This window comes from Flavobacterium tibetense (assembly GCF_003293845.1).
GTDB lineage: Bacteria > Bacteroidota > Bacteroidia > Flavobacteriales > Flavobacteriaceae > Flavobacterium > Flavobacterium tibetense.
Window position 1 is genome coordinate 27,308 of the sequence record NZ_QLST01000006.1, and the last position, 22,222, is coordinate 49,529.

The 22,222-nt window shown below is 34.2% G+C and carries 21 protein-coding genes; 18 read left to right on the plus strand and 3 right to left on the minus strand.

From position 1 onward, the window contains the following. Nucleotides 1-124: 124 nt before the first annotated feature. From DPN68_RS05935 to DPN68_RS05980, 10 genes are all read left to right on the plus strand, one after another. On the plus strand, nt 125-730 hold the full coding sequence (locus DPN68_RS05935; protein WP_133256571.1) for a flavin reductase family protein: 606 nt from the start codon (nt 125-127) through the stop codon (nt 728-730). Nucleotide 731: 1 nt separating this feature from the next. Beyond that, the gene (locus tag DPN68_RS05940; protein ID WP_113988736.1) at nt 732-1,187 is read left to right on the plus strand and encodes an SRPBCC domain-containing protein; all 456 of its coding nucleotides are present in this window, start codon (nt 732-734) and stop codon (nt 1,185-1,187) included. A gap of 72 nt (nt 1,188-1,259) precedes the next feature. After that, nucleotides 1,260-3,557 carry an oxidoreductase gene (locus DPN68_RS05945; RefSeq protein ID WP_113988737.1) on the plus strand — a complete coding sequence of 766 codons (2,298 nt, stop codon included), beginning with the start codon at nt 1,260-1,262 and terminating at the stop codon, nt 3,555-3,557. A 9-nt stretch (nt 3,558-3,566) separates the two neighbouring features. Then, on the plus strand, nt 3,567-5,156 hold the full coding sequence (locus DPN68_RS05950; RefSeq protein ID WP_113988738.1) for an AMP-binding protein: 1,590 nt from the start codon (nt 3,567-3,569) through the stop codon (nt 5,154-5,156). A 38-nt stretch (nt 5,157-5,194) separates the two neighbouring features. Continuing rightward, nucleotides 5,195-5,617 carry an acyl-CoA thioesterase gene (locus DPN68_RS05955; protein WP_113988739.1) on the plus strand — a complete coding sequence of 141 codons (423 nt, stop codon included), beginning with the start codon at nt 5,195-5,197 and terminating at the stop codon, nt 5,615-5,617. A gap of 58 nt (nt 5,618-5,675) precedes the next feature. Next, the gene (locus DPN68_RS05960; RefSeq protein ID WP_113988740.1) at nt 5,676-6,656 is read left to right on the plus strand and encodes a carbon-nitrogen hydrolase family protein; all 981 of its coding nucleotides are present in this window, start codon (nt 5,676-5,678) and stop codon (nt 6,654-6,656) included. Nucleotides 6,657-6,687: 31 nt separating this feature from the next. Beyond that, complete coding sequence (locus tag DPN68_RS05965) at nt 6,688-7,800, plus strand: cupin domain-containing protein (protein WP_113988741.1); 1,113 nt, start codon at nt 6,688-6,690, stop codon at nt 7,798-7,800. Nucleotides 7,801-7,883: 83 nt separating this feature from the next. Next, nucleotides 7,884-8,792 (plus strand): fumarylacetoacetate hydrolase family protein, encoded by a 909-nt coding sequence (locus DPN68_RS05970; RefSeq protein WP_113988742.1) that lies wholly within the window; start codon nt 7,884-7,886, stop codon nt 8,790-8,792. A gap of 18 nt (nt 8,793-8,810) precedes the next feature. Then, nucleotides 8,811-9,557, plus strand: a complete 747-nt coding sequence (locus tag DPN68_RS05975) for a maleate cis-trans isomerase family protein (RefSeq protein ID WP_317047766.1) — start codon at nt 8,811-8,813, stop codon at nt 9,555-9,557. Nucleotides 9,558-9,633: 76 nt separating this feature from the next. Next, the gene (locus DPN68_RS05980; protein WP_113988743.1) at nt 9,634-10,257 is read left to right on the plus strand and encodes a hypothetical protein; all 624 of its coding nucleotides are present in this window, start codon (nt 9,634-9,636) and stop codon (nt 10,255-10,257) included. A gap of 76 nt (nt 10,258-10,333) precedes the next feature. Here DPN68_RS05980 and DPN68_RS05985 read toward each other — a convergent pair whose 3' ends face one another. Both DPN68_RS05985 and DPN68_RS05990 read right to left on the minus strand, forming a co-directional pair. Beyond that, on the minus strand, nt 10,334-10,951 hold the full coding sequence (locus DPN68_RS05985) for a matrixin family metalloprotease (RefSeq protein WP_113988744.1): 618 nt from the start codon (nt 10,949-10,951) through the stop codon (nt 10,334-10,336). Nucleotides 10,952-11,028: 77 nt separating this feature from the next. Beyond that, on the minus strand, nt 11,029-13,005 hold the full coding sequence (locus tag DPN68_RS05990; protein WP_113988745.1) for an alpha-ketoacid dehydrogenase subunit alpha/beta: 1,977 nt from the start codon (nt 13,003-13,005) through the stop codon (nt 11,029-11,031). A gap of 344 nt (nt 13,006-13,349) precedes the next feature. Here DPN68_RS05990 and DPN68_RS05995 point away from each other — a divergent pair, with 344 nt between their 5' ends. From DPN68_RS05995 to DPN68_RS06025, 7 genes are all read left to right on the plus strand, one after another. Beyond that, nucleotides 13,350-14,303, plus strand: coding sequence for an isopenicillin N synthase family dioxygenase (locus DPN68_RS05995; RefSeq protein WP_113988746.1), 954 nt, complete (start codon nt 13,350-13,352; stop codon nt 14,301-14,303). 168 nt (nt 14,304-14,471) lie between these two features. After that, nucleotides 14,472-14,870: a GxxExxY protein gene (locus DPN68_RS06000; protein ID WP_113988747.1), complete on the plus strand. Its 399-nt coding sequence runs from the start codon at nt 14,472-14,474 to the stop codon at nt 14,868-14,870. Nucleotides 14,871-14,915: 45 nt separating this feature from the next. Further along, nucleotides 14,916-15,248 carry a translation initiation factor gene (locus tag DPN68_RS06005; RefSeq protein WP_113988748.1) on the plus strand — a complete coding sequence of 111 codons (333 nt, stop codon included), beginning with the start codon at nt 14,916-14,918 and terminating at the stop codon, nt 15,246-15,248. 110 nt (nt 15,249-15,358) lie between these two features. Then, nucleotides 15,359-16,225, plus strand: a complete 867-nt coding sequence (locus tag DPN68_RS06010) for a nucleoside phosphorylase (RefSeq protein WP_113988749.1) — start codon at nt 15,359-15,361, stop codon at nt 16,223-16,225. A 308-nt stretch (nt 16,226-16,533) separates the two neighbouring features. Further along, nucleotides 16,534-17,379 (plus strand): substrate-binding domain-containing protein, encoded by an 846-nt coding sequence (locus DPN68_RS06015; protein WP_113988750.1) that lies wholly within the window; start codon nt 16,534-16,536, stop codon nt 17,377-17,379. A gap of 28 nt (nt 17,380-17,407) precedes the next feature. Further along, nucleotides 17,408-18,334, plus strand: coding sequence for a transglutaminase domain-containing protein (locus DPN68_RS06020; RefSeq protein ID WP_113988751.1), 927 nt, complete (start codon nt 17,408-17,410; stop codon nt 18,332-18,334). A 3-nt stretch (nt 18,335-18,337) separates the two neighbouring features. Continuing rightward, the gene (locus tag DPN68_RS06025; protein ID WP_113988752.1) at nt 18,338-19,288 is read left to right on the plus strand and encodes a toxin-antitoxin system YwqK family antitoxin; all 951 of its coding nucleotides are present in this window, start codon (nt 18,338-18,340) and stop codon (nt 19,286-19,288) included. A gap of 3 nt (nt 19,289-19,291) precedes the next feature. Here DPN68_RS06025 and ung read toward each other — a convergent pair whose 3' ends face one another. Further along, entirely contained in the window at nt 19,292-19,960 is a 669-nt protein-coding gene (gene ung / locus DPN68_RS06030) for a uracil-DNA glycosylase (RefSeq protein ID WP_113988753.1), read from the minus strand. Nucleotides 19,961-20,044: 84 nt separating this feature from the next. Between ung and DPN68_RS06035 the strand changes: the two genes are divergently transcribed. After that, on the plus strand, nt 20,045-22,213 hold the full coding sequence (locus DPN68_RS06035; protein ID WP_113988754.1) for an endonuclease MutS2: 2,169 nt from the start codon (nt 20,045-20,047) through the stop codon (nt 22,211-22,213). The last annotated feature ends 9 nt before the right edge of the window (nt 22,214-22,222 follow it).

Sequence of the window (22,222 nt, forward strand, 5' to 3'; positions counted from 1 at the left end):
CATAATAATTTCTATTGATTTTTTTACTATCCATAATTTTAGATTGAAAATATTGCAAAAACTTTATTTTTATGGAAATTTCATTAAATTAGCAAACCCAATACATCCTAGTTTATATTCAGAAATGCAATTTAATATACACAATACAGATTCGTCAACTTTATACAAATTATTAACTGGAACAGTAATTCCCAGACCAATTGGCTGGATTTCAACAATTGACAACAACGGAATCAACAACCTAGCTCCTTTTTCCTTTTTTAATGTAGTGAGCGAAGATCCGCCACATGTGATGTTTTCAACGGTTCGAACAGGAAATAAAAATAAGGACACTTTAAATAATATACTCGAAAATAAACAATTCGTTGTCAATTTAGTGACAGAAGAAGTTGTAGAAAAAATGAATGCCACTTCTCAAAGCGTTGCCGCTGATATTGATGAATTCAAATTAGCTGGTGTTACTCCTATTGATGCTATTTACATCAGACCAAAACGAGTTAAAGAAAGTTTAGTTCATTTTGAATGCGAAATGGTACATCATTATTTTATCGAAAATCATCAAAATGGTGGTGCTTGCATTATCATTGGTAAAATAATTACCATACACATTGATGATTCTATTCTAATGGAAAATCATAGAATTAACTTAGATAAATACAAACCTGTAGCACGTTTAGCAGGTTCAAATTACAGTAAATTAGGAGAAATTTTCTCCATAAAAAGAGGCTAAAATGAATTCTGATAGATTAGAAATAAATTGTGCTATGCAAATTCAGAAACCAATTCATGAAGTTTTTGATGCTATAGTAAATCCCAAAAAAATGTCCAATTATTTCATTGCAACCAGCACAGGAATAATGGAAGAAGGAAAAAACCTCATTTGGAAATTCCCCGAATTTGATATTGAATGTCCAGTTAAAGTGGGAAAAGTAGAAAATAACAAGTACGTTTCTTTTTATTGGGATAATGATGGATTTGAATTGTTGGTAGAAATCACTCTTTCAGAGAAAGAAAATAATTCAACCTTAGTTTCTATTTCCGAAAAAAGCATGGAAAATAGCGAAGCAGGTTTAAAATGGCTTGCCGGAAATTCTTTTGGATGGTCTAATTTCTTAGCTTGCTTAAAAGCTTATTTAGAATACGGAATCAATTTGCGTAAAGGCGCTTTTGATTTCATGAGACAATAAAATTAATAAATAAAATCTGCGGAAATTCGCGTTTTTCCAAAGCAAATCTGTTTTATCCGCGTGCTAATACATATGAAAATAACAGTTATAGGTGGTGGTCCAGGAGGACTTTACTTTTCGATATTAACCAAAAAAGCAATGCCTCATTGCCAAATCGATATTTACGAACGTAATAAACCCGACGATAGTTTTGGTTTTGGCGTCGTTTTTTCAGACGAAACCTTAGGTGAATTCCTAAAACGCGACATGCAATCGTATGAATTAATTCGTAGCAAATTTGCCTATTGGGATGATATTATAGTAGCTCGTGATGGTGAAGAAGTTAGTATTGCAGGAAATGGCTTTTGTGGTTGTTCTAGAAAAACACTTTTACAATTATTACAACAACGTTGTATCGAAGAAGGCGTAAATCTTCACTTCGAACAAAATGTTGATGATTTATCGCAATTCTCAGATTCCGATATTATTTTAGCAGCTGATGGAATTGCAAGTGCTATTCGTACCCAATACCAAAAAGAATTTGGAACCAAAATCGAATTAAAGAAAAACCGATTCGTCTGGTTAGGTTCCACAAAACCCCTTGATGCTTTCACTTATTTTTTCAGAAGTACACCTCACGGAACTATAGTTGCTCACTCCTATCAATATGAAGAAGGCATGAGCACCTGGATTTTTGAATGTAGCGATGAAACTTGGCAAAAACATGGTTTTGAAGTGACCAACGAAGAAGATACCATGACCAAAATCGCAGAAATCTTCAAAGAAGAATTAGATGGTCATCCGCTAATCTCAAACAAATCACATTGGCGTCAATTTCCGCATGTAACGAATGAAAATTGGTATCATAACAATATTGTTTTATTAGGCGATGCGAAAGCTACAGCCCACTACTCTATTGGTTCAGGAACAAAATTAGCAATGGATTGCGCTATCGGATTATCAGATGCCGTAATTGCGAATCCAAATAACGTGCAAGCTGCTTTTGAACAATACGATAAATCCAGAAGAAATACGGTAGAAATGATTCAATATGCCGCAATCGTTTCTTTAGATTGGTTCGAAAATATGGATCGTCACATGCAACATCCGTTCCAACAATTTGCATTTGGATGTATGACACGTTCTAAAAAAGTAACGTATGAGAATTTACGTTTGAGAGATAGTTCGTTTACTGATAAAGTTTTAGAAGAATTTTTGGAAACTTCCAACTCCCAACTCCCAACTTCCAACTCTGCAGCTTTCACTCCATTTAAAATTAGAGATTTAGAACTCCCAAACCGCATCGTTATGGCGCCAATGGGACAATATTCCGCTGTAGATGGCTTAGTTTCCGACTGGCATTTAGTCCATTACGGAAGTAGAGCTACTGGTGGTGTTGGGTTAATTATTACCGAAATGACCGCCATTTCTGAAACTGGAAGAATTACAGAAGGTTGTGCGGGAATTTACAATGCAGAACAAGTAAACCAATGGAAAAAAATTACCGATTTTATTCATAATAATACTTCAAGTAAAATAGGAATTCAATTAGGGCATTCAGGAAGAAAAGGCGCTACCAAAAAACCTTGGGAAGGCAACGGACCAATGAAAACACCTTGGAATTTAATTTCTGCCTCTCCTATTCCGTTCAACGAAAATTTTGCTACTCCAAAAGAAATGACTTTGGAAGATATGGCGGAAATCAAAGCACAATTCGTTCAAGCGACAAAAAACGCAGACGAAGCTGGATTTGATATGATTGAATTGCAAGCGCATCACGGCTTTTTATTGGCTTCTTTCTTATCGCCATTAACCAATATTCGTAAGGATGAATTTGGTGGTAACATCGAAAACCGTTTAAAATATCCATTAGAAGTATTCAAAGCAATTCGTGAAGTATTTCCAATTGAAAAACCAACCTCAGTACGAATTTCAGCAACCGATTGGGCAGAAAACGGAATTTCAGAACAAGAAGTGATTACTATTGCAACTGCTTTCAAAAACGCTGGAGCAGATATTATCAATGTTTCAACAGGAAATACAGTCTCAGGTCAAAAACCACTAACGGGTAGAATGTGGCAAACGCCTTTCTCAGATGTTGTCCGAAATACGGTTCATATTCCAACTATAACTGCTGGCTATATTCAAGATATCGACCAAATCAATACGATTCTTTTAAACGGAAGAGCTGATTTAGTTGCATTAGGTAGACCATTATTGTTGGATGCTAATTTCGTGAGAAACACACAAGCTTACGAACAATTTCAAGCGAATGACATTCCAAATCCATACAAAATGGGTATTTCACATTTATATCCGCTAAAAGCTTCGGAAAGAAAACAAGTGGAAAGTATGAAAAAGGCATTAAAACCTAAAAGTAATAAGAAGTAATTAGGAATTATGAAACATTACGAAGATAATTTTGCTCACAATAGCTTACCAGATCTAGAATTACAACCAGAATATACCTTTTTGGATTTACCGCAGTTCCAACAGCCAGAAATGCTGAATTGTGTAGATAGATTATTAGACAATCACATTCGAGAAGGTCGTGGAAATAATAGTTGCATTCGAACATTTGAAGAAACTTGGACGTATCAAGATTTATTTGAAAAAGCGAATCAAATTGCGCATGTTTTGGTGGATGATTTAGGATTGAAATCAGGCAATCGTGTTTTGATTCGTTCGGCTAACAATCCCATGATGGTCGCTTGTTGGTTTGCTATTTTAAAAGCGGGCGGAATTGTAGTAGCGACCATGCCATTGCTTCGTTCTAAAGAATTAACAACTATTATCGATTGTGCTGAAATTTCGCATGTGTTGTGTGATAAGGATTTGGAAGAAGAAATGCACCTAGTAAAATCAGATTTTCTTAAACAAACCTGTTTTTATGGCAATTCACAATTGGAAGAATTAATGGCTTCTAAAACCAAAACATTCGACAATTATCATTCAAAATCGGATTCGGTTGCTTTAATTGGATTTACTTCTGGAACAACGGGTTTACCTAAAATGACTGCGCATTACCACAGAGATATTTTAAATATTTGTGAAGCGTTTCCACAATATTCACTCCAACCAACTCCAAATGATATTTTTACAGGAAGTCCGCCATTAGGATTTACTTTTGGTTTAGGTGGATTGGTTTTGTTTCCAATGTATTTTGGTGCTTCAACATTTTTAATAGAAAAACCTAGCCCGGATTTGTTACTACAAGCAATTCAAGATTTTAAAATTACGATTTGTTTTACCGCACCAACCGCTTGGCGAATTATCACTACTAAAGTTCAAGATTACAATATTTCAAGTTTGAGAAAATGCGTTTCTGCTGGCGAAACTTTACCATTGAAAGTCTGGCAAGATTGGTACGATGTCACAGGTTTAAAAATCATTGACGGAATTGGTGCTACGGAAATGTTGCATATCTTTATTTCTTCCAATGAAGAAAACATAAAACCAGGCGCTACAGGTAAAGCCATCACCGGTTACGAAGCTAAAATCATAGATAAACAAGGCAACGAATTACCAAGAAATGAAGCTGGAAGATTAGCCGTTCGAGGAATTACAGGTTGCAAATACCTGAACAGAGAAGAAAAACAAAGAGAATACGTAGAAAACGGTTGGAACATAACAGGCGATATTTTTCGTCAAGATGAAGAAGGTTATTTTTATTTTGTGGCGCGTGGCGATGATATGATTATTTCTTCTGGCTATAATATTGCAGCAATTGAAGTAGAATCCGTACTTTTAACCCACGAAGCTATTTTGGAATGTGCCGTAGTAGGTTTACCAGATTCTGAACGAGGAATGTTAGTCTGTGCGCATATTGTGTTACATGATACAACTAAAGCATCAGATGAAATGAAACTAAGTATTCAGCACTGGTTCAAAGAAGTAGCAGCTCCATATAAATATCCAAGAGTGATTAATTTCGTAGAATGTTTACCGAAAACGGAGACTGGAAAAATACAGCGGTTTAAGTTGAAATAAGTATCAAGATTTTAGTATTAAGTATCAAGACATATATAATGAGTCAATTCACAAAACAAGAAAAAGTACGCTTCCAACATGTTGATTATGCTGGAATTGTCTTCTATCCCCGATTTTTAGAAATGCTAAATTGTTTAGTAGAAGATTGGTTTGAAGAAGCCTTAGATCGACCTTTTTCAAAAATGCACGAAACCAATGGGATTCCAACGGTAGATTTAAAAATTCAATTTAAAAATGCTGCAAGATTAGGCGAAATCTTAACTAAAAAACTTTGGGTAAAAGAATTAAAAAACTCATCCATACTTTGCGGTTTTCAGTTTGTAAATGAATCAGAAAACACCGCTTTAGAAGGAGAAGTGACATTGGTAAACGTAGCTTTCAGTCCAGAAAGAAACGGTATTAAAGCCGAACCTTTTAGTGATGAAATGAAAGAGAAAATCAAAATATATTTAAATTCATAAAAAAACTTAGTGAAACTCTGTGTTAACTTAGTGAAACTTTGTGTAACAACATATAAAAATGGAATTCAAAAAATTCAAAGCCGCTACCGTTCAAACGTCACCTGTATTTCTTAATGTAGAAAAAACAGTAGACAAAGCCATTTCTTTTATTAAAGAAGCCAGCAATAACGGAGCAAAATTAATCGCTTTTCCGGAGGTTTTTATCGCTGGATATCCGTATTGGAATTGGATTATGACTCCGGTTCAAGGTAGTAAATGGTATGAAGAATTATATAAAAATTCGGTTGACGTAACAGGTCCAGAAATCAAGAAACTTTGCTTAGCTGCTAAAGACAATGATATTCATATTGTGATGGGAATAAATGAACGAGGCAAAAGCTATGGCGAAATTTACAATACCAATTTAATCATCGACAATAAAGGCGTTATCGTTGGAAAACACAGAAAATTAGTCCCAACATGGGCCGAAAAACTAACGTGGTCTTCAGGAGATGGTTCTTCATTAAAAGTCTACAATACAGAAATTGGTCCAATCGGAACATTAGCTTGTGGCGAAAACACGAATACATTAGCACGTTTCACCCTACTTTCTCAAGGCGAATTGATTCATATTGCCAATTACATTTCACTTCCAGTAGCACCACCAGATTACGATATGGCGGAAGCGATTAAAATTCGTGCGGCTGCGCATTCGTTTGAAGGAAAATTGTTTACGATTGTTTCGTGTTCAACAGTTTCGCAAGAAATAAAAGATGCTTTACGTGCTGATGTTCCAAATGTTGATGAATTATTGGATAGAAAAAGTTCGGCTTTCTCTGGATTTATTGGTCCAAATGGCGCTGTTATTGGGCAACCACTAATCGATGAAGAAGGAATGGTTTATGCCGAAATTGATTTAGCAAAATGCATCCAACCCAAACAAATGCACGATATTTTAGGTCATTACAATAGATTTGATATTTTCGATTTGCGTGTAAACACCGCTCCTACTCGAAAAATTACGTTTATTGATAATCACGAGGAGTTTAATAAAAAATAGTATTAAGATAAATGAATTAAGTATTAAGACTATGGAAACAAATAACTATTCAGACGACCAATACGGAAGAGCTCGAGTTCAAGATTCTGAAGAACTAAAAGCCTATTATAAAAAACTAGAATCATTAGGAGCTGGTGCTTTATGGACAGTCGCCAATGATATCGAGCCTTGGGAACCACGATCTACTTCTGTTCCAATGCTCTGGAAATACGATGATTTACGCGAATTAGTGCTTAAATCATCAGAATTGGTAACGCCTGAGGAAGCCGGAAGACGCGTGGTTTATCTTATCAACGAAAAACGTAAAGAAGTGGCTGCCGCTGTGGGTTGGTTGTATACAGGAATTCAGGTAACTCGACCAGGCGAATTCACTTCGGCACATCGTCATCGTGCTTCTGCCCTACGTTTTATTATGGAAGGCGAAAAAGGATATACCATTGTAGATGGAAATAAAATCATGTTGGAAGTCAATGATTTTGTGATTACACCAAATTCTACTTGGCACGAGCATGGTGTTGAAGAAGGCGGAAAAACGTGTATTTGGCAAGACGGTTTGGATATTCCGTTAGTGAATGCTTTAGAAGCCAATGATTACGCAGTTTATGATGGAAAACAAGAATTGGTAAAACCATTAAACTTCTCGCCTATTACGTATGGCTGTGCTGGCTTAATTCCTGCTGATAAAACTTGGGATAAACCGTATTCACCATTATTCAAATATTCTTGGAAAAATGTGTATCCGGCATTATTAGAAGCGCAAAAAGTAAATGAAGTCAATCCATTTGATGGCACTTTTATGCAATATTCGAATCCGTTAACTGGCGGACACGTTATGCAAACTATGGGAGCAGCGATGCAATTATTACCAGCTGGATTCAAAGGAAAAGCACACAAACACACGGGTTCTTTCGTTTACCAATGTGCAAAAGGAAAAGGTTACACTATTATCAACGGAAAACGTTTTGATTGGAAAGAACGAGATATTTTCTGTGTACCGAGTTGGGCTTGGCACGAACATCACAACCTATCCGAAACTGAAGATGCTTGCTTATTCAATTTTAATGATTTACCTGTAATTGAAGGTTTAGGTTTATTTCAAGGAAGAGAATTTACAGAAAATAACGGACATCAACAAGTTCAATAACAATATCAAGTTCAATAACAATATCAAGTTCAAAAATCAATAATAACAAAAAACTTGGCGCCTTTGCGTCTTAGCGGCAGAATATGAAATTACTTACTTACAAAACACAAGACACCGAGCCTCGTTTAGGATTCATTCATAAAAACCAAGTAATCGATATGCAGGATTTTGGAGAGATATCCAATTTCCCATTACCTAATGATATGTTGGAATTAATTGATATGGGATTTGAAATCATTGCTGAAATTACAGAAATGATTGATGAAACTCCAGAAAATTTCTTCGAAGAAATCGCTTATGAAATTAGCGAAGTAACGATTTTGGCTCCTATCGAAAAACCAAGAAAAAACATCATTGGAATTGGTTTGAATTACACAGAACATGTTGCAGAAAGCGCTCGTACTTTAGACACCACAGGAAAATTGCCAACCAAACCGATTATATTTTCAAAACCACCAACATCTGTTACAGCAACGAATACAGAAATCATTAAAAACACAAAGTTGACTTCTCAATTGGATTGGGAATGTGAATTAGCTGTAATCATTTCAAAGAAAGGAAAATATGTGCCTAAATCTGAAGCATTAGATTACGTGTTTGGATACACTGTAATTAACGATATTTCTGCTCGTGATTGTCGTCGTGAAGGACAATGGATTGTTTCAAAAGGACAAGATACTTTTGCTCCAATGGGACCAGTTATCGTTACAAAAGACGAAATCGAAAACCCACACAACTTGAATTTGTCATTAAAAGTAAACGGCGTTGAAAAGCAAAATTCAAACACGCAATTCATGTTATTCAATATAAACGATTTAATTGAAGATTTAAGTACCGTTTTCACTTTAGAAGCAGGAGACATCATCGCAACAGGAACTCCAGCAGGTGTAGGCGCCGGAAGAGAACCGCAAGAATGGTTGCATGATGGCGATGTTGTTGAGGCAACTGTGGAAGGAATTGGTACAATCGTGAATACTGTTAGGGAAATATAATTACAAGAAACACTACAAATGAAATACAGAATAGGCCAAATAGTTCCATCATCCAACGTAACGATGGAAACCGAAATACCAGCAATCTTCCGCTCGCGTGAAACCATTTTACCAGAACGTTTTACGTTTCACAGCAGTAGAATGCGCATGAAAAAAGTGACCAAAGAAGAATTGGAAGCTATGGATGCGATGAGTTTAAAATGTGCACAAGAACTTTCAGATGCTCATGTTGACGTTATGGGTTATGCATGTTTAGTAGCCATTATGAGTATGGGACGCGGGTATCATTGCGTTTCGGAAGTTAATTTACACCAAGAAACGGTGGCGAATGACTTCCCTACTCCTATTGTAACTTCAGCTGGTGCTTTGATTAATGGATTGAAAGTTTTGGGTGCGAAACAAATTTCGATTATTACACCTTATATGCGTCCATTAACGGATATGGTGGTAGATTATATTGAACATCAAGGCGTAAAAGTAAAAGAAAGTATTGCTTTGGAAATTCCAGATAATTTGGAAGTGGCTGCTCAAAACCCAATGAATTTATTAGAAATCTACAAACAATTGGATTTAACTGATGTTGATGTTTTAGTAGTTTCGGCTTGTGTGCAAATGCCTTCTTTAGAAGCTATCGATTTAATTCAGGCGGAATGTGGAATTCCAGTAACATCAGCAGCAGTTTGTACGACGTATGAAATGATGAAGAAATTGGGAATCGAAGCGAAATCAGCTATTGGTGGGGAATTATTGAGTGGGAAGTATTAAATGATGGCGTTTTTTTAATTACTCAAACACCATTTCTATTTTATCTTACAAATTTACAACTTTAAACAACTACTGAATGAATAGAGCTTTAAAAGGGTTTTTAATTTTATTCGGATTATTATTAACTATTTTAAGTGGGTTATACCTTTTCTTGCATGTTGCTTTTGACGGGATTTTTTCAGAACCATCATATAGTAAAAAAGACCTTATTGAAAATTATGAAAAAAGGAAAGATGATATTGTAGATGCTGAAAAATACTTCAAATCAATACTTCCAGAAGGTGCACATGTTACAATAGAATTCAACAACAACAAAGAAATAGCGGTTTTCCATATTAAGACAGATAGTATTTATCAAAGTAATTGGAATTTAAAAATTGAATCACCCAAAGTAGATTCTATATTGACCCAATTAAATTGGACAAATAAAGAATTAAAAACATTAAAAGAAAAACTTGACAAAGCAAACTGCATCTCAATTGGTAGTTATGAACCTGTGGTTATAGGTTGGCAAAGAAGCGGAATGGGAATGTTCAGTTATTTAGTATTCGAGGAAAATTTAAATGAAGGAAAAATTGAAGAGTATAATGATGGATGCACAAATATTTTTTATAAAGACAATATAGTATTGGAATACATTGGTGGAGCTATAGGTCAACAATGTTTCTCAGAGTTCTACGAAAAGAAAAACATAAAATGAAAAGAAATTACACAAAATTCTTTTTAGAAAGAGCAGGTTTTGTTTAAATTAAGGTCATATAGTCATTAAAAAAAAGTTAATCCAAACGTTTTTTACACTTTTCACACAACTCCAATTTAGCATTATCAATCGTTTTTACACTTTCTACAGCATCGGTCATAACACAAGATTTGTCTGGACAATGAGGTAAGCCTAAGTTGTGTCCAAATTCATGAACGGTGACTTTTTTTAATCGAGAAAAATGTATTTTTGGATTAGGATGTTGGATTCGAAAAGTAGAAACAATACAACTATTTCCTGGACAATACGCCAATCCCATGATGCCCCAATCTTCATATTTATAAGTTGGTTTTTTGGTTTGCCCTGAAGCATCTTTTTTGGTAACCGAAATATCTTTTGAAGTTAGACCCAAAATATAATCCAAGGAATCTGGTTTGTTTTCTCTCTGAATAGCAATCAGCTTATCTGCACGATATCTTGGCGATTTTAAAGTGACAAACGCTTCTTTATAAGGCAATTTCATTGGAAGAATAACAGTTTTAATCTGATAAAAATCTGCAATAGTTTTGGCAATGGTATCTGTTTTATCTTTTAGAAAATCACCATAAGGTTGAATACCAACGGTTAACTTTTGGGTTTTATTATTTTGGCAAGAAAATAAAAAGAAGCTAATTGTAAGTAAAAGAATTCGCATAAAATAACATATTGCTTTAAAACGAAAAACCCTGAAATTTAGTATTTCAGGGTTTCATTTTATATATCTAAAAAATCCTAGTAAACCAAAAGCTCCTTTAATTCTTTTTCAAATCTTGCTTTTGGTAAATATTGATCTTCTAATGATTTCATAAACGGAATTGGTGATTCTAAACTTCCAACTCTTCTAACTGGTGCATCTAAGTATTCGAAGCAGTTTTCCATAATCATTGCTGAAATATCACTAGCAACTCCACCAAATAAAGTATCTTCTTGTAAAATAATTACTTTATTCGTTTTCTTAACCGAAGCGTAAATCGCATCCCAATCCATTGGTTGTAAGGTTCTTAAATCCAATAAATCCGCTTTAATTTCTGGATTTTTAGCTAAAGTTTCTAAAGCCCAATGAACGCCTGCTCCAAAAGAAATAATCGTAACATCATTTCCTTCTTTAATCAATGAAGCTTTTCCGAAAGGTAATGTGTAGTAGTCTTTAGGCACATCTTGATAAACACTTCTATACAATTGCTTGTGTTCGAAGAATAATACTGGATTTGTATCGTTAATTGCAGTATTTAATAGCCCTTTTGCATCATAAGGAAATGCTGGATACACTACTTTTAATCCTGGCGTTTTCGTAAACCAAGCTTCGTTAGTTTGCGAATGGAAAGGTCCCGCTTGAGTACCACCACCGCAAGGCATACGCACCACTACATCCGATTTTTCTAACCATCTGTAATGTTGCTTCGCTAATAAGTTTACTATTGGGTTAAAACCTGTAGAAACGAAATCCGCAAATTGCATTTCCATTACCGCTTTAAATCCGTTTATTGACAATCCGTTAGCGGCTGAAACTACAGCACTTTCACAGATTGGTGTATTTCGTACTCTTTCTTTTCCAAATTGGGCTACGAATCCATCCGTAATTTTGAAAGCACCACCGTATTCAGCAATATCTTGTCCCATGATTACCAAATTCTCATGGCGCTCCATCGACTGACGTAAACCATTCGAAATCGCATCAATCACACGGATGTTTTCTATTTCTGAAGAAGGATTGAATTCCTCAAATTCATAAGGTGCATAAACATCCCCCAATTCTTCTTCTAATGAAGCTACAATTTCCGGCTCTTCTTGAACTTTTGCCCAATCCGTATCGATTTCTTTCTTAATTTCGGCTCTGATAGCTTCATCTTCTTCCTCTGATAAAACCGCAGTAGCTTTTAAATAATTTCTATAATTTTCTACTGGATCTTTCACAGCCCAAATGTCCATTAATTCTTGCGGAACGTATTTCGTACCACTCGCCTCTTCATGTCCACGCATTCTAAACGTTTTGAACTCTAATAATACTGGACGTGGATTTTCGACCATAGAAGCTTTTAACTCTGAAATCAAATGCACTACTTCTAACAAGTTATTTCCATCTACAACGTGACTTTCCATTCCGTAACCAATGCCTTTATCTGCAAGGTTTTCACAACGGTATTGCTCGTTGGTTGGAGTTGATAATCCGTAACCATTATTTTCAATCACGAATAAAACCGGTAATTCCCAAACAGCAGCAATATTCAACGCTTCGTGAAAATCACCCTCCGAAGTTGCGCCTTCACCTGTAAATACTGCAGTTACTTTTCCGTTTTTTCTTAGTTTATTGGCTAAAGCGATTCCGTCTGCAATCCCCAATTGAGGACCTAAATGCGAAATCATTCCAATAATCTTATATTCTTGTGTTCCAAAGTGGAAACTTCTATCACGACCTTTTGTAAATCCGTTTTTCTTACCTTGCCATTGCGAAAATAAACGGTGCAACGGAATATCACGAGTGGTAAAAACACCCAAATTACGGTGCATTGGTAAAATATATTCATCTTTATCCAAGACTGAAGTAATTCCAACAGAAATAGCTTCTTGTCCAATTCCAGAAAACCATTTAGAAACTTTTCCTTGACGGATTAGAATCAACATTTTCTCTTCAATCAAACGTGGTTTTAAGATTTTCTTGTATAAATCAAGTAGTTGCGAATTCGATAATTCTTTTCTTTCAAAGTTCATGATAGTGGAACAATTAAATTTTGCCCAAAAGTACTAAAAATAACATTTTGAAAGTGAATTGTTATAAAAAAAGATGAGACAAATTTCAAGTGCAAGAACAAGTACAATTTCAAGTCTAAACGCAAAGACGCAAAGTTTTTTCGCAAAGAATACAAAGTATTATTTTAGTAATTTCAAAAATTGTCTTCCAAAAAAAATCCGTTTAAATCAGCGTGCAAACTTCACCCATCATCCATAACCCATCAATGTTAACAACTTTCCACTTTCACAATAAAAATATTTAATTATCTTTGTATTTACTTGGGTTCAAACCCAATTTGATTTATTAACAATAAAGCTTAAGTATGCAACAAATTCCTAGTGTTGACTTACGTGATTTCCTGTCGGATGATCCGGCACGTAAACAAAAATTTGTAAATGAAATCGGAAAAGCCTACGAAGAAATCGGATTCGTAGCATTAAAAGGTCATTTTTTAGATGACAAATTAGTTGAAGGCTTGTATTCAGAAGTTCGTAACTTCTTTTCACTTCCTTTAGAAACCAAAGCTAAATACGAAATTCCAGGTATTGGCGGACAACGTGGTTATGTTTCTTTTGGTAAAGAACATGCTAAAGGTCGTTCTGCTGGAGATTTGAAAGAGTTTTGGCATTTTGGACAATACGTTAGCGAAGGTTCAAAGTACGCTGGTGAATATCCAGATAACGTGGAAGTAACTGAATTACCAAAGTTTAACTCTGTTGGTAAAGAAGCTTACCAAATGTTAGAAAAAACTGGTGTTTATGTATTAAGAGCATTATCACTTTACATTGGTTTAGACGAATTCTACTTTGATAAATACATCAAAGATGGAAACAGTATTTTACGTCCAATTCACTATCCACCTATCACTGACGAGCCTCAAGATGGTGCTGTAAGAGCTGCTGCTCATGGTGATATCAACTTGATTACCTTATTAATGGGCGCTCAAGGAAAAGGATTACAAGTACAAAATCACAATGGCGAATGGGTAGATGCTATGGCACAACCAGACGAATTGATGATTAACGTTGGGGATATGTTATCAAGACACACCAATAACAAGTTGAAATCAACGATTCACCAAGTGGTTAATCCACCAAGAGAATTGTGGGGTTCTTCTCGTTTTTCCATTCCTTTTTTCATGCACCCAGTAAGCGATATGAGTTTAAATTGCTTACCAGAATGCATTGATGAAAACAATCCAAAATTATATGAAGACATCACTGCTGGTGAATTCTTACATGAACGTTTGGTGGAATTAGGTTTGATTAAGAAATAAGGAAAATAAAATTCCAATAAATAAAATTCCAAATTCCAAGTAACATTGGGGTTTGGTTTTTTGTTTAAAGATTGAAAATACATACACGCCATATTAGCACGCGGATGAAACGGATTTACTTCGTAAAACGCAGATTAAAACAGATTTTAAACCATAAAAAAAGAATATATGCACTTATTACATCAAGATTTAACATCGTTAATTTTAAAAACTTTTTACGAAGTTTACAATGAATTAGGTTTTGGTTTTCTTGAAAAAGTTTATCAAAATGCTTTATTGATTGAGTTAAGAAAAAATGGACTTGAAGCAACTCCTAATAAGAAAATTAAAGTTTATTATAAAGGAGAAAATGTTGGTGATTATTATGCTGATATCATTGTAAACAATACAATCATATTAGAATTAAAAGCAGCTGATTATATTGTTGAAGAGTTTGAGAATCAATTACTCAATTACCTAAAAGGAACTGATTGCGAAATTGGTTTATTATTAAATTTTGGCAAGAAACCTGAATTCAAAAGAAAAATTTACGAAAACAAGAGAAAAAATAGAAAAAATCAGTTTTAATTCGCGCTTCGCTTTAGCGAATCCGTTTTATCCGCGTGCTAAACTATGGACTTACAAGAACAACTAAAAAAACTATTCCCTAACCACGAAGTTTCAAACGAACCAGAAACTGTCGAGGAAACGCAACATGAATTATTCGTTCAGGCAGCACCTATGATTTGCAAATATGAGAAACGTAAAGGAAAACCTACTACTATAATTTCAGGATATGAAGGCGAAGATGAAGATTTTAAAATCTTAGCAAAAGAAATCAAAAGCAAACTAGCTGTTGGTGGTACGTTTAAAGATGGCGAAATCATCATTCAAGGTGATTATCGTGATAGAATCATGAAACTATTACAGGACAAAGGATTCAAAACAAAACGTGTAGGCGGATAAAAAAGTGTTCCGTATTCAGTTTATAGTATTTAGTTGAATCTGTAAAAATAAAAATCTTAAATTAAAAAAACTTTGCGACTTAGAGTCTTTGTGGCAAAAACAATAAACATATGATACAATCATCAGAATTAATATTAAACCCAGACGGAAGTGTATATCACATCAATCTAAAACCTGGACAAGTTGCTAACGATATTATCTTCGTTGGTGACCAAAATCGTGTGGAGAAAATCACAAAACACTTTGATTCTATAGAATTTACGACTCAAAAACGTGAATTCAAAACACAAACTGGAACTTACAAAGGCAAAAGAATTACAGTAATGTCAACTGGCATTGGTCCAGATAACATTGACATCGTAATGAATGAATTAGACGCTTTGGTAAACGTTGATTTAGCAACTAGAACTGTTAAAAATGAATTAACTTCATTGAATATCGTTCGCATTGGTACTTCTGGTTCGTTACAAGCGGATATTCCAGTTGATAGTTTTGTAATGAGTCAATATGGTTTAGGATTAGACAATATGCTTCGCTCCTATTTAATTGATGAAATTTCGGAAATCGAAATAGAAGAAGCGTTTATTGCGCAAACTAATTGGGACATGAGAAAAGGGCGTCCGTACGTGATTTCATGCAGTAAAACTCTAGAAAAACGTTTAGAAAGCGATAAAATTTTCAAAGGATTCACAGGAACCGCTGGCGGTTTTTACGGTCCGCAAGGTCGTGTCGTGCGTTTAGGAATTCAAGACCCAGAATTAAATGCTAAAATGGATAGTTTCAATTTCAACGGAACACGAATGACCAATTTAGAAATGGAAACTGGCGCTATTTATGGTTTAGGAAAACTATTGGGTCACGAATGTTTATCGTTAAACGCAATCATAGCCAACCGTGCAACTGGAACTTTCAGTGAAGACCCATACAAATCTGTAGATGAGTTAATTGAATACACTTTAAACAAGTTAGCAGAGTAATGAAAAATGATAGTTTTAATGAAAAATTATAGTTATACTCCATTCAATATATTTTCGGTCATATTATTCATTATTTCTTTATTGTTAATAATTAGACATTTGTTGCTAGATTTTAGTATTAATCTATTATTACCGTTATTTTTATCAATATTGCTGTGGATTATAGATTATAATTTGCAAAAGCGAATTAAATTTTCAAAACTTATAATTTTTGAAAGTATAATTTTAGCTATTTCTCTAATCTATTTTTTAAGCGGGTTAGCAAATAACTTTTAAACTCATAACCATTTAACCTTTTAAACTTTAGAATGAAAACAATCAAAATAGCTGGTGTTCCTGAGCATTTCAATTTACCTTGGCACATGTGTATCGAAGATGGCGAATTTGAAGCCGTTGGAATCGATTTACAATGGACCGATGTTCCAGAAGGCACAGGAAAAATGTGTCAAATGTTGCGTGATGGCGAAACCGATATTGCCGTAATTCTAACCGAAGGTATCATCAAAGACATCGCTGCTGGAAATCCGAGTAAGATTGTACAAGTTTATGTGCAAAGTCCTTTGATTTGGGGCATTCACGTGGCTGCTAATTCCAATTATAAAACACTTTCCGATTTAGAAAACAAAAAAGTGGCGATTTCTCGAATGGGTTCGGGTTCGCATTTGATGAGTATTGTGAATGCGCAAAACCAAAATTGGAACACCGAAAATTTACAATTCGAAATCGTGAATACTATTGATGGTGCGGTTAAAAGTCTGACTTCGGGAAAAGCAGATTATTTCATGTGGGAACGATTTATGACCCAACCATTGGTAGATCAAGGAATTTTCAGAAGAATTGCGGATTGTCCAACGCCTTGGCCTTGTTTTGTAATTGCGGTTCGAAATGAAGTTTTGGAAGAAAATCCAAGAGTAATAGAACAAATTTTGGACATCATCAATACCACAACCGAAGAGTTCAAAATGATTCCAAGTATTGATAGAACGTTGGCTTCCAAATACAACCAAAAAGTGGAAGCCATTCAAGAATGGTTGCAATTGACGCGTTGGTCGCAAAAACAGATGAATACCACTACACTAAATACAATTATGGAACAACTTTTGAAGCTACAAATTATAGATAAAAAACCACCAAAAGAAACTATCCTTAAATAATTCCGTAATTTTATCGTTTTAAAACGAAATGACCTTAAAAATACCAACCATAGCTGAAATCAAAGAAAAGCTTTCTTTACCAAAGCCATGGGATACTGTTGTCATTTTTTTATTAAACATTTTAATTGCAATTCCTACTTTTCTAATTCTTCACCAAAATCTTATCGAGTTAGATTGGATTTATAATTTGGATCGAATTTTACTTTTTATTTTACTTTTAGTTGTTATTCAATTGATTTTAAGGATGTTGAAAACGATTATTATCATTTGTATTGCACTTTATTTGGTGGCTTTAATTTATGGAACCTTATTTGGAAACTACGGTTTTTATCGTGTTTTTGAGGATTACCGCTACATGATTTATGCCATGAGCGAAGATCCGTATCCACAAGATTTGATTGTAGCCAAATTATTACCGTTTCCTAACAAATCCAAAATCATAAAATCTGTTGATTTTACCAATCCCAAAGTGCGAAATTTTGCTTTGTACGCAACAACAAAACATTTCAGAGATGTAAAAGGATTCAACCAAAACCGAAAAATGATCCAATGTTTTGCCGTTTTCAAAGAAATCAAAAACAATTGGAATTACGTCAACGATCCAAAAGGAAGGGAATACATAGCTTACGCTTCCGAAAGTTTGCAACATTTTTCAGGCGATTGCGACGATCATGCGGTTTTGATGGCAGCTTGTATCAAAGCTATTGGTGGCACACCCAGAATCATTCACACGGGCGGACATTTGTATCCAGAAATGCTAATTGGCAATAACTCCGATTTAGAAACTGCAATTTATTTGATTAAAGAAGTCTTGTTTGTAAACGAAAGTAAAGACAAAGACATTCATTACCATATTGACGAACGCGGCAACATTTGGTTAAATTTAGATTACACTGCCAAATATCCTGGCGGACCTTTTATGAAAGAAGAAATTTTGGGAGCATTAACATTATAAAATATGAAGAAAGCAATTATATTTATAGTTTTATTTTTTTCAACATTAATAAGTTGTTTTGATATAAATACTGCCAAAGAAAAGACTATTCATGAAAAAGAAATTGATTCTTTGAAAAATAATTTTGTCGACAATATTAGAATTGATACTACAAAAAACAAAAAAGGAATAATTACTAAGTTAAGATTTCATAAATCAAATAATGAATATATTGATTTTAGTTTCTATGAAAGTGGTTTCAAGAAGTCTTTAAAAAGAGTAAAAAATAGACAATGTGAAGGAAAATATTTTGATTGGTATGAAAATGGAAAAATTCAATGGAAAAGAGAATATGATAAAGGACATCAAATTGGTTTAAATATAACCTTCCATGAAAATGGACAAAAAAAACAAGAATATAATTCAAAGACTGAAGAGACAACTTGGTTTTTTGAAAATGGAAAACCAAGTGAATTAAACTCTAGCAAGAAAAGGATATTTTTTTATGATAATGGAAATAAGTTTGAAGAATTCATTCATAAATTTGATTCAAATAATGAAATTAAAAATAGTGGTTTTGTAAATGTTTACAATGAAAATGGAACAAAAGTTTTTGAAGGTGAATATGATAATAAGTTTTATTACAAAAATGGGAAAAAATTTACTGGGGAGATAATATGCTATTTTCTTGATGGAAAAATATCATTATACATGAATATGATAGACGGTAAATGCGAGGGAAAATACTATTGTTATTATGGAAATAAAATTTTAAAATATGAAGGCAATTTCTTTAAAGGAAAACATATTTTTAATAGAAATTATTATCAAAACGGAAATATTCGTAACGAATTTGACAACATAAAAAATATTAGTAAAGATTACTATGAAAATGGTAATTTAATGAGTGAATACAATCATTTAACTAAAGAAACTAAGTTTTGGGATGAAAAAGGAAATTTATCAACTGACTAATCCTTACCACTCAATCCCTTTCTTGCCAATTCCTTCCAAATAATCATTCGTCTTGCTAAAATGTTTATTTCCAAACCATTTGCCTTGATTGGCACTCATGGGTGAAGGATGTCCAGAAGTTAAAATTAGATGTTTGTTGGTGTCAATTAATTTAGTTTTTTTCTGAGCAAATGCGCCCCAAAGTAAGAAAACCAAATGTTCTTTTTCATCCGAAAGTTTACCAATGACTGCATCTGTAAAATCTTGCCAATGCAAATGTTTGTGGCTATTTGGCGTATCTTTTCTAACAGTTAAGGTTGCATTTAATAACAAAACACCTTGATTGGCCCAGCGTTCTAAGTTGCCTGAATTGGGTAATAAAATTTGGTGCAAATCGGAATGTACTTCAGCAAAAATATTTCGTAACGAAGGCGGAATTCGAACATCATCAGCCACTGAAAATGCCAATCCATTCGCTTCTTTGTCGCCATGATACGGATCTTGACCTAGAATCACCACTTTTGTTGCTTCAAACGAACACGAATTGAACGCATTAAAAATCAATTCCTTTGGTGGAAAACATGTAAAATTTTCATATTCATCTGCCACTTGGTGCATTAAATTTTGAAAATACGGTTGGTTTAATTCGTCTTTTAATACCGTTTGCCAATCAGCAGTTAAAGGAATTTGCATAACAAGTCTTAAATTTGTTTAAAAATACAAATATACTAGCAATTTCAGACTTGCTCTTTGTACATTTGTGTAAATTTTCAATTTATGATTTCGGTAACGTCGAAAACCTTACAAGATTTAGAATTTCATACCATATTACACACCATTTCGGAGCGTTGCAATACCGATTTGGGCAAACAAAAAGCTTTGGAAATTACACCTTTCAAAGATGCCGAATCTTTATTGCCTGTTTTGAACCAAACTTCGGAATATTTAGCGTCGTTTACCAATAATAATGCCATTCCAAACCACGGTTTTGAAGCGATTGCCAAAGAATTACAACTGTTAAACATCGAAGACAGTTATTTGGATGTAGCCAGTTTTCACAAGATTTCAGGATTGACAGCAACTGCTATCACTTTATTGCAATTTTTAGATAAATTTAAAGAATATTATCCCGCTTTACATACCAAAAGTTCGCAGTTAAACATTGTAAAAGCCATCATCAAACACATTGAAGAAATTTTTGATAAATACGGAGAAGTTAAGGACAATGCTTCGCCTGATTTGTTGAACATTCGTAGAAATATTCAATTGTTACGTGGAAAAATTAACCAGAGTTTTGGTTTGGCACTTTCGCAATACAACAGCGCTGGTTATTTGGATGATATAAAAGAAACAGTTGTTGATAATCGTAGAGTTTTAGCGGTTTTAGCAATGTATCGAAAGAAAGTTAAAGGGCCAATTTTAGGCAGTTCCAAAACAGGAAGTATCATTTATATTGAACCTGAAGCTACGTTTCGTTATGCTTCCGAATTCAACCAATTGGAATACGAAGAACGTGAAGAAATTATCCGAATTTTAAAGCAGTTGACCAATACAATTCGTCCGTATCGAGAGGATTTGGCGGATTATCAAGAATTTCTGAGTGATATTGATGTGGTGGCTGCCAAAGCAAAATATGCGCACAAAATCAATGCTATTTTACCCCAAATTACCAATGAAAAGCGTTTGTATTTTAGAGATGCCTTCCATCCTATTTTGTATTTGAACAACAAAGTAAAAAATGAAGTTACACATCCACAAACCATTGAATTGACCAATGAAGGAAGAATCATCGTCATTTCTGGACCCAATGCTGGTGGAAAAACGATTTCCTTGAAAACCATTGGATTGTTGCAATTGATGTTGCAAAGTGGTATTCTAATTCCAGTTCACGAGCGAAGCGAAACCTTTTTATTCGATAGAATTTTAACGGATATTGGAGACAACCAATCCATTGAAAATCATCTGAGTACGTATAGCTATCGTTTAAAAAATATGAATTATTTCTTAAAAAAGTGCAACGACAAAACCTTATTTTTGATAGATGAATTTGGTACGGGTTCTGATCCGGAACTCGGTGGTGCTTTGGCAGAAACCTTTTTGGAAGAATTTTATGCACGAGAAGCTTTTGGAATTATCACCACGCATTATACGAATTTGAAGATTTTGGCCAATGAATTGCCGCACGCCATCAACGCGAATATGATGTTTGATGAGAAGACATTGGAACCATTGTATAAATTGCATTTAGGTCAAGCGGGAAGTTCGTTTACGTTTGAAGTTGCGCAGAAAAATGGTATTCCTTACGGATTGATTAATCGTGCGAAAAAGAAAATTGAGAAAAGTAAAGTGCGTTTTGACCAAACCATCGCCACGTTACAAAAAGAGCGTTCCAAATTAGAGAAAACCTCACAAACGTTGAAAGTTGAAGAAACAAAAGCACGTGAAGAAGGTAAAAAAATGGAAACAATTAACGCAAAAATTCAAGAGAAATTAGAGCGTTATCAAGAGTTGTACGATGCTAACCAACGGTTGATTTACATGGGACAAAAGTTGGATGATATTGCTGAGAAATACTTCAATAATAAAGACAAAAAGACGTTGATTGGTGAATTTTTAAAAATCGTAGAAATTGAAAATTCGAAGCGAAAAAAATTATCAGTCAAAGAAAAGAAAGTCAAAGAAGTGATTCAGAAAAAGGTTGAAGAAGAAGTAAAAATGAAAGTCGAAGAAATTCGCATAGTTAAAAAAGAGAAAAAAATAAAAGCCAAAGTCGAAGAAGAAAACAAACCAAAAGTAGTTTTAAAAATTGGCGACCGAGTTCGTATGAAAGATGGGAAAGCCATTGGAACCTTGGAAGCGATTGAAAAGAAAAAAGCTACGGTAAATTATGGTATGTTTGTTTCTAAAGTGAGTTTGGAAGATTTGGAATACGTGCAACCGGCTTAAGAAAGATTT

Bases quoted from the DNA above. Each gene is read 5' to 3' on its own strand.
- DPN68_RS05955 (WP_113988739.1), top strand. From the start codon at position 5,195: ATGAGTCAATTCACAAAACAAGAAAAAGTACGCTTCCAACATGTTGAT.
- DPN68_RS06010 (WP_113988749.1), top strand. From the start codon at position 15,359: ATGATACAATCATCAGAATTAATATTAAACCCAGACGGAAGTGTATAT.
- DPN68_RS05965 (WP_113988741.1), top strand. From the start codon at position 6,688: ATGGAAACAAATAACTATTCAGACGACCAATACGGAAGAGCTCGAGTT.
- DPN68_RS06020 (WP_113988751.1), top strand. From the start codon at position 17,408: ATGACCTTAAAAATACCAACCATAGCTGAAATCAAAGAAAAGCTTTCT.
- DPN68_RS05950 (WP_113988738.1), top strand. From the start codon at position 3,567: ATGAAACATTACGAAGATAATTTTGCTCACAATAGCTTACCAGATCTA.
- DPN68_RS06005 (WP_113988748.1), top strand. From the start codon at position 14,916: ATGGACTTACAAGAACAACTAAAAAAACTATTCCCTAACCACGAAGTT.
- DPN68_RS05960 (WP_113988740.1), top strand. From the start codon at position 5,676: ATGGAATTCAAAAAATTCAAAGCCGCTACCGTTCAAACGTCACCTGTA.
- DPN68_RS05995 (WP_113988746.1), top strand. From the start codon at position 13,350: ATGCAACAAATTCCTAGTGTTGACTTACGTGATTTCCTGTCGGATGAT.
- DPN68_RS05945 (WP_113988737.1), top strand. From the start codon at position 1,260: ATGAAAATAACAGTTATAGGTGGTGGTCCAGGAGGACTTTACTTTTCG.
- DPN68_RS06025 (WP_113988752.1), top strand. From the start codon at position 18,338: ATGAAGAAAGCAATTATATTTATAGTTTTATTTTTTTCAACATTAATA.
- DPN68_RS05990 (WP_113988745.1), bottom strand. From the start codon at position 13,005: ATGAACTTTGAAAGAAAAGAATTATCGAATTCGCAACTACTTGATTTA.
- DPN68_RS05940 (WP_113988736.1), top strand. From the start codon at position 732: ATGAATTCTGATAGATTAGAAATAAATTGTGCTATGCAAATTCAGAAA.
- ung (WP_113988753.1), bottom strand. From the start codon at position 19,960: ATGCAAATTCCTTTAACTGCTGATTGGCAAACGGTATTAAAAGACGAA.
- DPN68_RS05970 (WP_113988742.1), top strand. From the start codon at position 7,884: ATGAAATTACTTACTTACAAAACACAAGACACCGAGCCTCGTTTAGGA.
- DPN68_RS05975 (WP_317047766.1), top strand. From the start codon at position 8,811: ATGAAATACAGAATAGGCCAAATAGTTCCATCATCCAACGTAACGATG.
- DPN68_RS06015 (WP_113988750.1), top strand. From the start codon at position 16,534: ATGAAAACAATCAAAATAGCTGGTGTTCCTGAGCATTTCAATTTACCT.
- DPN68_RS06035 (WP_113988754.1), top strand. From the start codon at position 20,045: ATGATTTCGGTAACGTCGAAAACCTTACAAGATTTAGAATTTCATACC.
- DPN68_RS05980 (WP_113988743.1), top strand. From the start codon at position 9,634: ATGAATAGAGCTTTAAAAGGGTTTTTAATTTTATTCGGATTATTATTA.
- DPN68_RS05985 (WP_113988744.1), bottom strand. From the start codon at position 10,951: ATGCGAATTCTTTTACTTACAATTAGCTTCTTTTTATTTTCTTGCCAA.
- DPN68_RS06000 (WP_113988747.1), top strand. From the start codon at position 14,472: ATGCACTTATTACATCAAGATTTAACATCGTTAATTTTAAAAACTTTT.
- DPN68_RS05935 (WP_133256571.1), top strand. From the start codon at position 125: ATGCAATTTAATATACACAATACAGATTCGTCAACTTTATACAAATTA.